Origin of the sequence: Micromonospora sp. NPDC051296 (assembly GCF_040682255.1) — a bacterium.
GTDB lineage: Bacteria > Actinomycetota > Actinomycetes > Mycobacteriales > Micromonosporaceae > Micromonospora > Micromonospora craterilacus.
In genome coordinates, this window is the sequence record NZ_JBFBAO010000245.1 from 1 (window position 1) to 10,817 (window position 10,817).

Sequence of the window (10,817 nt, forward strand, 5' to 3'; positions counted from 1 at the left end):
GGCGCCCCCCGGCGGCCCCCCCCCCGGGGGGGCCCCGTTCCGGGGGGGGGGGGGGGTAGCCCCCCCCCCCCGCCGGTGGTGTCAGTGTCCGGCCGTCGCGTACGTGGCGCAGCCGATCAGCTCCATTGACACCTGGAGGCGCTCCAGGCTGATGTTCTTGGCGATGGTGTCCTCCGGGCTGTGGTACGGCGGCTCCAGCAGCGCCGGAGACTCCTCACCTCGCCAGGAGAAGTTGGCGCTGGCGATGCCGACCTCCTGGAACGACTGGTGGTCGCTGGACCCGCGCTGGGTCACCGGGGAGATCTGCGGCTCGTAGCCGAGCCGCTGGGCAGCGGCGGTGACCTCGTCGGTGGCCCGGTTGGCCTGGCCGGTGAACGACAGCACCCAGTACCGCGTGGCCGGGTCCCAGCTGGTGGCGACCATGTCGTTGTTGTAGACGGCGACGATCCGGTCGCGCTCGGCCTGCGGCAGCTCGCGGACGTAGTAGCGCGACCCGATCAGCCCCTGCTCCTCGGAGCCCCACAGGGCGAACCGCACGGTGGCGTCGACCGGGATCGCCTTCAGCACCCGGGCCAGCTCCAGGGAGAGCACGGTGCCGGAACCGTCGTCGTTGGCACCCGGCGCGCCGATGACCGAGTCGTAGTGGGCGCAGACCATGACCACCGGGCCGTTGGGGCCCGACCGCCCAACCCGCTCGGCCAGCACGTTGTGCGAGGTCAGCCCGCGGTGCGCGGTGGTGGCGACGGTCAGCGTCAGCGGGCCGGCGGCGAGCAGCGCCCGCAGCCGGTGCTTCTGCGCCTGGGCCACCCCGACCACCGGGATCGACAGCGGCGAGCTGGCGGAGCCGGGCAGCGTGGGGGAGAACGCCGAGGCCCGGCGGGGCTCCACCAGGTCGGCCGGGAGGAAGATCACGCCGACCGCCCCGGCGGCCACGGCCCGGGCCGCCACCGCCTCGCGCTGGGACGCGACGTAGTCCACCAGCACGATCTTGCCGCTGACGTCGGCGGTGAAGTCGGCCGCCGCGCCCGCGCGGACGTCGGCCACCGACGCGGTGACGGAGGTGTCCAGCCCCGCGTGGGCGCTGCCCCCGACCTGCCAGTTCAGGTCGTTCGGCAGGCCGGCCGGCGAGCTGAGCTGGGCGAGGAACTTGTCGGCCACCGGGAACGGCTGCAGGGTCGTGTTGTAGCCGAAGTGGTCGAGCTGGCTGGCGATGTAGTGGGCGGCCCGGCGCTCCGACTCGGTGCCGCCGATGCGCGGCCCGATGTCCTCGGAGAGCACCTTCAGGTGCTCCAGGGCGCGCCGGGGGGACAGCATCGCGATGACCTTGCGGTCCTGCGGGGTGAGCTTGGGGGCGTTGACCGAGCCCGGCCGCTGGTCGTCGGCGGCCCAGGCGGGCGCGGGCAGCGCCACGACCGCGGCACCACCGAGGGCGACGGTCAGCATCCGCCGCCGGTTGAGGAAACTTTCTCCAATGGACTGGGACGAATCGTGCGGGGGTGTCACGGTGTCGTCGAGCGAAGCCAAGACGGCATCCTCCTGATTCGAGGCCATACCCGGGTGTCAGGGGTGTGAGACCCGGGTCACAGAGGCTCGAATCTATCCCGCGAGCTGCCGTTTCTCAAGATCAGGGGATCAGTAGGCGGCAGTGAAGCGCATATTCCGGAAACGCGGTTTTTCAATCTCGTCGATTACCGCGACGGCGAGATCCTCGTAACTGAGCACGCTCCGGCCATCGGCATCGGTCACCGGCTGGTCGGTGCCGGTGCGGTATCTCCCGGTGCGTTCGCCCGGATGGAACTCCAGCGGCGGCGGGGAGACGTACGTCCAGCTCACCCCGTCGGCCGACGAGCGGTAGAGATCCAGCGCCGCCGCCTGGCCCAACGCCGCGTCCCGGTACTCCGGTGGGAAGTCGGGCTCGTCCACCAACCGTCCGCCGGTCGGCGTGAGCAGGGTGGCGCCGCCACCGACGTGGATCACGCGGGGCGCGGCCGGCATCGACTGCAACGCGTCGAGCAGGGCCCGCGCCGCGTCGGGCCACAGCGTGTGGTCACCGCCGCCGATCGCCACCACCAGCGCGTCCGCCTCCGGCGCCAGCTCCCGCACGCTGCGCTCGCTGGTGGCGTCACCGGTCACCACCCGGACCCCGGCCGGCAGGTACGAGGTGGCCTCCGGCCGGCGCACCGCGGCGACGACCCGGTGCCCCCGGTTGTACGCCTCCGCGACGATCCGCGAGCCCGCGGTGCCGCCCGCCCCGAACACGACTATGTCGCTCACGGTCCCAGGCTATGGACCGACCCCGCCGGCCGTCGGCGGAACGGCGATCCGGGCTCTCAGTCGACCAGCGCGGAGTAGACCAGCTGGCGCAGCTGCGGGCGGATCGGCCAGGTGCTCGACGGCATCAACTGGGTGAAGAACATCGCGGTGATCTGCTCAGCCGGGTCGACCCAGAACGCGGTGCTGGCCACCCCGCCCCAGTAGTACTCCCCGACGCTGCTCGGCACCCGGCTGGGGATCGGGTCGTCCACCACCGCGAAGCCGAGGCCGAACCCGATCCCGTCCAGGGTCGTCTCGGCGAACCCGCCGGTGGACAGGGTGCCCAGATCCTGCCCGCCGGGCAGGTGGTTGCGGGTCATGAAACGCACCGTGCGGGGACCGAGCAGGCGTACCCCGTCCAGCTCGCCGCCGCGCAGCAGCAGCTGGGTGAACCGGTGGTAGTCGGCGGCCGACGAGATCAGCCCGCCGCCGCCGGAGAGCAGCGCCGGCTTCTCGTACGCCAACCCGCCGAGCGCGTCGTGGCGCACCGCGCGGCCGGTCGCCGGGTCCGGCACGTACAGCGCGGCGAGCCGGGCGGCGTCGGCGCCGTCGACGTACCAGCGGGTGTCGGCCATGTCGAGCGGGCGCAGGATCCGCTCGGTGAAGAAGGTGTCCAGGCTCTGCCCGGAGACCACCTCGATCAGCCGGCCGAGCACGTCGCTGGCGACCGAGTAGCCCCAGGCGGTGCCGGGCTGGAACAGCAGCGGCAGCTCGCCGAAGGCCCGGCAGGCCGTGGCCAGGTCGACGTCCGCGGGCGGGTACAGGTCGTAGCCGGCGGCCCGGTACAGGCCGTCGACCACCGAGGTCTGCATGAAGCCGTATGTCAGCCCGGCGGTGTGGGTGAGCAGGTGCCAGACCCGGATCGGCTCGACCGCCGGCACCGTGTACGGCTTGAGCGTCGACCCCTTCGAGTAGACCCGCATGTCGGCGAACTCGGGCAGCCACCGGCCGACCTCGTCGGTCAGCTCGAAGTGGCCCTCCTCCCAGAGCATCATCGCGGCCAGCGAGGTGATCGGCTTGGTCATCGAGTAGATCCGCCAGAGGGTGTCCGCCTCGACCGGCGCGCCGGCCTCCCGGTCCCGCAGCCCGTACGCCGAGCTGTGCGCGATCTCGCCGCGCCGGGTGACGACCACCTGGAACCCGGCCAACCGGCCGTCGTCGACGTACCGGCCGAAGTGCTCGTCGATCCGGGCCAACCGCGCCGGATCGAAGCCGACCTGCCGCGGGTCGATGCTGCCTGCCATGCTCACCCGACCGAACCTACCGGCCGGTACGCGCGTCCGGAAGGCATGGGTGTCGGTGCCGATGATTAGCCTTCCTACATGCCGGAGCCGATCGAGGACGTCACCTTCCACGACGAGGACTGGTACGCGGAGGACCTGACCGACCGGCACTACGTCCGCTGCACCTTCCGCCGGGTCGACCTGACCGAGGCGACCAGCCGCGGTGCCGTCTTCGACGGCTGCACCTTCGGCGACGTGCTGTTCAACGTCTCCCGGCACACCGACTCGGCCTTCACCCGCTGCGTGTTCACCCGGTGCAACCTGTTCGAGGCGGCGTTCACCGGCTGCAAGCTGGTGGGCAGCACGTTCGACCGGTGCGACCTGCGTCCGCTGACCGTCGACGGGGGAGACTGGTCGTTCGTCACCCTCACCGGGGCCGATCTGCGCGGCGCCCGGCTCACCGGCGTACGGATGCGCGAGACCGACCTGGCCGGTGTCGACCTGACCGGGGCGGCGGTGCGCGGGGTCGACCTGTCCGATGTGCAGTGGCGCGGTGCCCGGCTGTCCGGTGCGGATCTTCGCGGCAGCGACCTGACCGGGCTGGATCCGACGGCTGTGCAGCGTGCCGGGGCCGTCATCGACGCCGTGCAGGCCGTGGCCCTCGCCCATGCCCTCGGCTTCGACGTCCGCGGCTGACGGGCTCGCTCGGAAGCCTTCCCGGGTTCGCGCCGTCTCCGCTAAGCGACAAACTGGACACACCAATCCGCCCGACTAGCGCGGAAGGTCCCTTCAATGCGAATCTGAGGCGGCCCCACAACCGGGTCGAGTCCGCCGGCGCGAGGCCGGTCCGGCAGAAGTGGAGAGTCGGTGGCGGAGGAAGAACCCGCACGGGCCAGCACCTCGGCGTCCCGCCCCACCCGGCCAGTCGGCCACGGTGGTTCAGCCCGGCACCGCTCGGGGACGAGCCACCGGCACATGCCGGGCCCGGAGGGCGAGACCCGCTCCGCCGCCCGGCGGCTCGTCCGGGTCCGTCGGCGGCGCCGCTACGCGGTGGAGACGGTCGCTGCCCTCGCCGGCCTGCTGGCCCTGGTCGCGTACGTGAACTGGTCGTCGGAGCCCAGCCCGGAGGAGCAGGCGGAGTCGGACGGCCTGCCGGCGGTGGTCGAGCGGCCGAGCCTGCCCAGCCGCGAGCCTGCCGCTCCGGCCGTACCGGGGCTGCGGCCCCGCGAGCGTACGCCGAGCCCCAGCCCGACCCCCAGTCCCACCATCGCGCCGGCGCCTCCGGCGGCGCCGTTGGTGCTCACCGTCGGCCGGTCGGACATCCCGGCGACCGTGGACCTGACCGAGGCGGGCCGGCGGGACTGGGTGCACTGGGGGCTGGGCGGCGCCGGGGCGACGGTACGCAAGCGCGACGGCTCCGCCGAGATCCGCGACCTGGGCGGCCAGGGCGAGCGGGGCGGCTGGGACGGCAACCAGGAGCTGTTCCGGTGGCGTGACGGCGCGCCGGCGAAGTCCGCCGACGACACGCCCGACGGGGTCTACACCTGCGGCGTGGGCAGTGGTTTCAGCCTCGCCGTGGTGTCCGACGGTAAGCCGCGCACCGCCACCGTCTACCTGGGAGTGTGGATGGCTCGGGGCCGGCTGGACGCGCGGTTGAGCGGCGGCGGCCCCAGCCGGACGCTGCGGTTGGAGGAACGGCACACCAGCCAGTCCACCAGGGCGACCATCCGGTTCGAGGCGCCGAAGGGGTCACGCCTGCTGCTCACCTGGACGGTGGAGGAGATCTACACCCCGCACTGCGGCAACGTCGGCCTACAGGCGGTCGCGCTGCGCTGACCGACCCGCCGACCACGCCGGCCGGCAGTGCCGGCGGCGGGTGCCGGCGTTGAACGGCCCGGCGAGCCCGGTCCGGAGTAGCGTGATCGGCGATCGACCCACGATCCGGGAGGACCGATGAGCACGGGCGAACAGGTGCTGGACAGCCCTTCGGGCTGGGTGGCCGAGCACATCAACCGGTACGTCGACACCGACGGTGCCGAGGGGCACGAGTGGCGGCCGGGCGTGTTCACGCTGCTGCTGACCACGCGCGGCCGGCGCAGCGGCAAACTGCGGCGTACCGCGTTGATCTACGGCCGGGACGGCGACGCGTACCTGGTGGTCGGCTCTCAGGGTGGTGATCCTCGGCACCCGGCCTGGTACCTCAACCTGCTGGCCGAGCCGGAGGTGCAGGTGCAGGTCGGCGCCGAACGGTTCACCGCACGGGCCCGGACCGCCACGGCCGAGGAGAAGCCCCGGCTGTGGGCCACCATGACCGGCATCTGGCCGGCGTACGACGACTACCAGGCGAAGACCGACCGGGACATTCCGGTGGTGCTACTGGAACGGGTCTGAGTTGCGGGCGCAGGGCGCCGGCTGAGTTGCGGGCGCAGGGCGCCGGCTGAGTGGCCGGGACAGTTTGTCCGTCGTCTCAGGTTCGGCGGACCGTAACGTCCTGCTGTCCGTATTCGACTGTCCTGTGTGGAGGCCAGGCCGATGAACAGCAGGAGTACCGCCCGTTCGTTCCCACTCACCGGCGAGTCGGCCGGGGTGACGTTGCGGGAGATCCCGCTGCCGCCGTACGTGACCGCCGAGGACGCCCAATTCGCCGTCCGGGCCGTGGTGGTGCACGCGCCATGGAGGTGGTCCGGCGGAACGGTCTGCCGCAACGACGCCAGCCCGCACCCCTGCCGGCTGCACCGGTGGGGCACCCGGGTCCTCGCGCTGCGCGGTCTGCACGCCGCCGACATCGCCGCGCTGATCGAGCGAGGTGACCCCGCCGCGCCACTCCCGCCCCGCTCCACCGCCTGAGGGGAACCGAGTCGGGTACCCGTTCGAAGCGCCGTCATGCCTACCAATCGCAACGATGGTGCTCTATTTGACGGATCCCGCGACAGCGTGCACCGTGGGCATTGGAGGGGCCCTGAGCTGCCCCGACGGGACGGTGGTGGCCACCGCCGGGCGGTAGGCGCCAAGGTGGCCAGCGCGACGCACCACCGTCACCGCCACCTGTGCCGGTGCGCGGGCCGAGTCCGGCCCGCCCGCGGATCCGCAAATCGACGCATCCGCACCGGGAGCCGAGAACCCACGAGGAGTCCCGTCATGCTCACGATGACCGACAACGCTGTCCTGGTGATCCGTGACCTCGCCACCCAACAGGACGTCGCCGAGGGCGGCGGCGTACGCATCGCCGCGGACACCGCGGCCGGGTCGCTCAGCGTCGAACTGGTCGCCGCGCCGATCGACGGCGACCAGGTGGTGGACAACCAGGGCGCCCGGATCTTTCTCGACTCCGACGCGGCCGACCTGCTCGGCGACGCCTCGGTCGACGCCACCGTCGACGACGAGGGCATCGTGCAGTTCGGGTTCACCGAGAAGCAGTGACCGCCGGCTCAGCCGGCGCGACGGATCTCGCCGCCGCGCGGCGCACGGCCGCGCGGCGACGGCGGCGCACCGGGGCGCACAGCCCCGGCCCCGGCCGGCCGGCGTAGCGCGTCCAGCACATGGGCCAGGTGGTGCGAGGTGCTCCACGCCAGCCAGTTGGTCGTCGACCCGGCGCCGGCACCCCGTCGCGCCCGGCGCAGAATTTCGTGGTCGCCCCAGGAGTAGCTCGCGCCCGCCGCCGGCCAGTGCGGCGCCGACACCAGGGTGCGGCACAGGTCGGCCACCCGCTCGTCGCCGCGCCCACCCCGGCGCGACCAGCGGTAGACCCACCAGGCGCCGTCACCGGTGTAGCGGACGGTCGGCAGCCGGTCGCCGGCCGGCTCGGTACCCGGCACCGCCGAGGCGACGCCGTAGTCACCGAACCCGACACCGAGGCCGGCCAGCCGCTGCCAGAGCAGCCAGTCCCACCGATCAAGGCGGACCGGCTCGTCGGCGGGCAGCCGGGACAGTGCCGGCGGCATCCCGCCGGCCACCACGCTGACCGAACGCCACGCGTGCCGTCGAGCCCAGTCCAGCACCCGCCGGGCCCGTGGCTCGGTTTCCCGTACGTCCGCCGGGCAACACACGTCACCGCAGTCGACCAGCAGGTCGCACTGCTCGGGGGCCAGCCGGGCGTACCGCCAGATCCGTTCCATCGCCGTGGTGGTGGCGTCGGGGCCGGCCCGGTCCTGGCCGATCCGTAGCCGCACCACGGCGCACCCGGTGTGCGCCCGCGCCGCGGCCCCGTGTGCCGCCAGCCGCCGCTCGTTGTCCGCTGGGCTGATCACCGGCACCACCGGTACGCCCCAGCGGGCCAACTCTGATTCGGCAACGTCGGGCAGGGCGCTGGCATCGACGGCCGGGACGAGGCCCGGCGGCAACCGGCGGAGGGCGTCCACCACGGAACCGTCTGTAGTGGACAGGGACAGAATCGGGGCGAGCATCGGGGCGTGGGCGCTGTCGAGGTGGCCGAGCGCCTCCAGCTCGCCCCGCCGGGCGGCGAGGATCGGGCGGTAGACCGGTTCCGCCGCCCGGCCCATGTGGGCGGGCACCATAATTCAATGTAGCTTAGCGTTTTAAAGGGGAATCCCGGCCCTTTCCATCCCAGCCCGACTCGACACCTTCGCGTGTTTCGCACCAATCAACCCGTTTGCGCTGCTGAGATCACCCCAGTGGGCGAGTAGGTGGATGTGGTCGTGTTCGCCGTGGACGTTCGGCAGTTCCGCGCCCCGCAGATCCGCGCCGAGTTTGGCGGATACGTCGCCGTGGTCTGCCTGTATCGGGCGGGCCCGGGGGTCGTTGAGTACGTCCCGCCGGTACTTGGTGAGGAGAACAAGATGTACGTGCAGGGTGTGGACGACGCTGCTGCGGCGGCGTACATCCGGGTCCGGGGCCCGTCGGGGTGACAGGGGTGACGGTAGTCTGTGGACGGTGAAGATTGTTGTGCAGGTGCGTCTGTTCCCCGATGCCGGCCAGGAGTCGGCGTTGCGGGACACGCTGAGCCTGTGCAACCACGCCGCGAATGTGGTCTCCGGCGAGGCGTACCGGTTTCGGGCGTTCGGCAAGCAGGCGCTGCAGCGACTCACCTACGGGCGGTTGAAAGGCATGGGGTTGTCGGCCCAGCCAGCGATCCACGTCGCCCGCAAGGTCGCTGGCGCGTACGCCACCCTGAAAGCCAACATCCGCGCAGGCAACCTGGGCAAAGCGGGATCACAGCGTCGCCGTGAGGCTGAGGCGAAGCCGATCGGGTTCCGCCGCGACGCGGCGCAGCCGTTCGACGACCGGTGCCTGTCGTGGCAGCTCGCCGACCGCACGGTGTCGATCTGGGCTGTCGGCGGCCGGTTGAACCGAGTTCGGTTCGGCTGCTCCGAGCAGCAGTACGCCACGCTGGTGGCGCACCGGCGGGGCGAGTCCGACCTGGTGTGCCGTGACGGCAGGTGGTTTCTGTACGCCACCTGCGACATCCCTGACGTCGAGGTGACAGCACCTGACGGATTTCTCGGTGTGGACCTGGGCATCGCGAACCTCGCCACCACCAGCGACGGCACCCGACACTGCGGCAAGGGCCTGAACCGGGTCCGGCATCGTAGCCAGCGGCTACGGGCCAAGCTCCAGCGCATCGGGACCAAGTCGGCCAAGCGGCTGTTGAAGGCCCGCCGCCGCAAGGAGGCCCGGTTCGCCGCCGACACCAACCATCGCATCGCCAAGCAGATCGTGACCGAGGCCGAACGCACCGGCCGCGGCATCGCCCTGGAGAACCTCACGGGCATCCGCGACCGGGTACGGCTCCGACGGCCCCAGCGGGTCACCCTGCACTCGTGGGCGTTCCACCAACTCGGCCAGTTCATCGCCTACAAGGCGACACGATCCGGAGTGGCGCTCGTCTATGTCGATCCGGCGTACACCTCGCAGGGCTGTTCCGCCTGCGGGCATTTCGCCAGAGCCAACCGCCCTAACCAATCCACCTTCCGGTGCATGTCGTGCGGCTTCGCTGAGCACGCCGACGTGAACGCAGCCCGCAACATCGCCACACGCGGTGCTACGGGCTGGGCAGCAGTCAGCCTGCCGAACGCGGCGTGACCGATGCAGCCAGCATCGAGCACGATCTGCAAGCTCGGCCCTTCAGGGCACCTTCACGGCCGAGAAGCTGACTGTAGCCAGACGATCCAGAGCGGAATTCCCCTGACAGCTGTCAGCTCCCTGACTATCGTCACCGCGTGCCCGACGCCCTGACGCGATACCGGTCTCCCGACGAGGACAGCGCTCGCTGGCAGGGCTTCGCCGCCCGCCCCGGTGACATCGTGATCAGCACCCGCTCGAAGAGCGGGACGACCTGGATGCAGATGATCTGTGCGCTGCTGGTGCTGCGCACCCCGGATCTGCCGGCTCCACTGAGCGAGCTGTCGCCCTGGCTGGACTGGCTGGCCGAACCGTCGACGGAGGTGTACCGGCGGCTGGCCGCCCAGCGGCACCGCCGCTTCATCAAGACCCACACTCCGCTGGACGGCGTCCCGGCCGATCCCCGGGTGCACTACATCGTGGTGGCGCGCCACCCGTTGGACATGGCGGTCTCCCTGCACCATCAGGGCGCGAACCTGGACCGGAGCCGCCTCGCCGAGCTGACCGGCCAGCCCGGGGCACCGGAGCCGGACGGGCCCCCGCCGTCGGTCGAGCAGGCACTCGTCCGCTGGATCGACGCGGATCCCGACCCGCGTGCGGAGCTGGACTCGCTGCCGGGCGTCATGTGGCACCTGCGGGACGCGTGGGCCCGACGGCACCGGCCCAACGTCCACCTCGTCCACTACGACGACCTGTCCGCCGACCTGACCGGGCAGATGCACCGCCTCGCCGAGCTGTTGGACCTCGACCCACCCGGTCCGGACCTGGTCGAGGCCGCCACCTTCGACCGGATGCGGGCCCGCGCCGACCGGCTCGCACCCGACCCGGCGGGGGTGTTCAAGGACCGGCGGGCCTTCTTCCGCAACGGCCGCTCCGGCCAGGGCAGCGCCCTGCTCGACGGCGCGGCCCGGGTCCGCTACCGGGCCCGGGCCGCCGCGTTGGCCCCGCCCGACCTGCTCGCCTGGCTGCACCGCGACCACTGACCGCGACGTGACCGCGCCCCGGCGCGGCGGGTGCCGTGCCGGGGCGCGTCGGGTGGGCCGTCACCGGCCGGTGTGCGTCCGGTCAGTCGTCGTACCGGTCGTCGTCATCGTCGTCGACCGGCTCCTGCTCGGCCTTGACCACCGCGCCGGTCTCCCGGTCGATGTCGATCTCGTGCTCGGTGCCGCCCTTGATGATCTCGACCTCCCAGACCGGCCGGCC

Annotated in this window: 13 protein-coding genes; 7 read left to right on the plus strand and 6 right to left on the minus strand. The window is 72.2% G+C overall.

Annotation, left to right across the window (positions count from 1 at the left end; all coding sequences use genetic code 11):
- Positions 1-81: 81 nt before the first annotated feature.
- From AB0M52_RS23110 to AB0M52_RS23120, 3 genes are all read right to left on the minus strand, one after another.
- Positions 82-1,524, minus strand: coding sequence for a M28 family peptidase (locus AB0M52_RS23110; protein WP_363957179.1), 1,443 nt, complete (start codon positions 1,522-1,524; stop codon positions 82-84).
- Between the two features lie 108 nt (positions 1,525-1,632).
- A complete protein-coding gene (locus tag AB0M52_RS23115) occupies positions 1,633-2,274 on the minus strand; it encodes an NAD(P)H-binding protein (RefSeq protein WP_363957182.1) in 642 nt (213 codons plus the stop codon).
- A gap of 56 nt (positions 2,275-2,330) precedes the next feature.
- Complete coding sequence (locus tag AB0M52_RS23120; protein WP_363957185.1) at positions 2,331-3,563, minus strand: serine hydrolase domain-containing protein; 1,233 nt, start codon at positions 3,561-3,563, stop codon at positions 2,331-2,333.
- 72 nt (positions 3,564-3,635) lie between these two features.
- Between AB0M52_RS23120 and AB0M52_RS23125 the strand changes: the two genes are divergently transcribed.
- The 5 genes from AB0M52_RS23125 (at position 3,636) to AB0M52_RS23145 (ending at position 6,956) form a co-directional block, all read left to right on the plus strand.
- Positions 3,636-4,232, plus strand: coding sequence for a pentapeptide repeat-containing protein (locus tag AB0M52_RS23125; RefSeq protein WP_363957188.1), 597 nt, complete (start codon positions 3,636-3,638; stop codon positions 4,230-4,232).
- A gap of 279 nt (positions 4,233-4,511) precedes the next feature.
- Positions 4,512-5,372 carry a hypothetical protein gene (locus AB0M52_RS23130; RefSeq protein WP_363957190.1) on the plus strand — a complete coding sequence of 287 codons (861 nt, stop codon included), beginning with the start codon at positions 4,512-4,514 and terminating at the stop codon, positions 5,370-5,372.
- A gap of 117 nt (positions 5,373-5,489) precedes the next feature.
- Positions 5,490-5,927 carry a nitroreductase family deazaflavin-dependent oxidoreductase gene (locus AB0M52_RS23135; protein ID WP_363957193.1) on the plus strand — a complete coding sequence of 146 codons (438 nt, stop codon included), beginning with the start codon at positions 5,490-5,492 and terminating at the stop codon, positions 5,925-5,927.
- Between the two features lie 141 nt (positions 5,928-6,068).
- Positions 6,069-6,383 carry a hypothetical protein gene (locus AB0M52_RS23140; protein WP_363957195.1) on the plus strand — a complete coding sequence of 105 codons (315 nt, stop codon included), beginning with the start codon at positions 6,069-6,071 and terminating at the stop codon, positions 6,381-6,383.
- 291 nt (positions 6,384-6,674) lie between these two features.
- A complete protein-coding gene (locus AB0M52_RS23145) occupies positions 6,675-6,956 on the plus strand; it encodes an adhesin (RefSeq protein ID WP_363957198.1) in 282 nt (93 codons plus the stop codon).
- Between the two features lie 8 nt (positions 6,957-6,964).
- Here AB0M52_RS23145 and AB0M52_RS23150 read toward each other — a convergent pair whose 3' ends face one another.
- Together AB0M52_RS23150 and AB0M52_RS23155 are read right to left on the minus strand one after the other, a co-directional pair.
- Complete coding sequence (locus AB0M52_RS23150) at positions 6,965-8,050, minus strand: hypothetical protein (RefSeq protein WP_363957201.1); 1,086 nt, start codon at positions 8,048-8,050, stop codon at positions 6,965-6,967.
- Between the two features lie 21 nt (positions 8,051-8,071).
- Complete coding sequence (locus tag AB0M52_RS23155; RefSeq protein ID WP_363957204.1) at positions 8,072-8,491, minus strand: transposase; 420 nt, start codon at positions 8,489-8,491, stop codon at positions 8,072-8,074.
- Here AB0M52_RS23155 and AB0M52_RS23160 point away from each other — a divergent pair.
- Together AB0M52_RS23160 and AB0M52_RS23165 are read left to right on the plus strand one after the other, a co-directional pair.
- A complete protein-coding gene (locus AB0M52_RS23160; RefSeq protein ID WP_363957207.1) occupies positions 8,445-9,575 on the plus strand; it encodes a transposase in 1,131 nt (376 codons plus the stop codon). The two genes, AB0M52_RS23155 and AB0M52_RS23160, sit on opposite strands and share 47 nt — an antisense overlap.
- Before the next feature lie 137 nt (positions 9,576-9,712).
- Positions 9,713-10,597: a sulfotransferase domain-containing protein gene (locus tag AB0M52_RS23165; protein WP_363957210.1), complete on the plus strand. Its 885-nt coding sequence runs from the start codon at positions 9,713-9,715 to the stop codon at positions 10,595-10,597.
- A gap of 82 nt (positions 10,598-10,679) precedes the next feature.
- Here the strand turns inward: AB0M52_RS23165 and AB0M52_RS23170 are convergent.
- A partial coding sequence (locus AB0M52_RS23170; RefSeq protein ID WP_363957213.1) for a PepSY domain-containing protein occupies positions 10,680-10,817 on the minus strand: 138 nt, incomplete at its 5' end.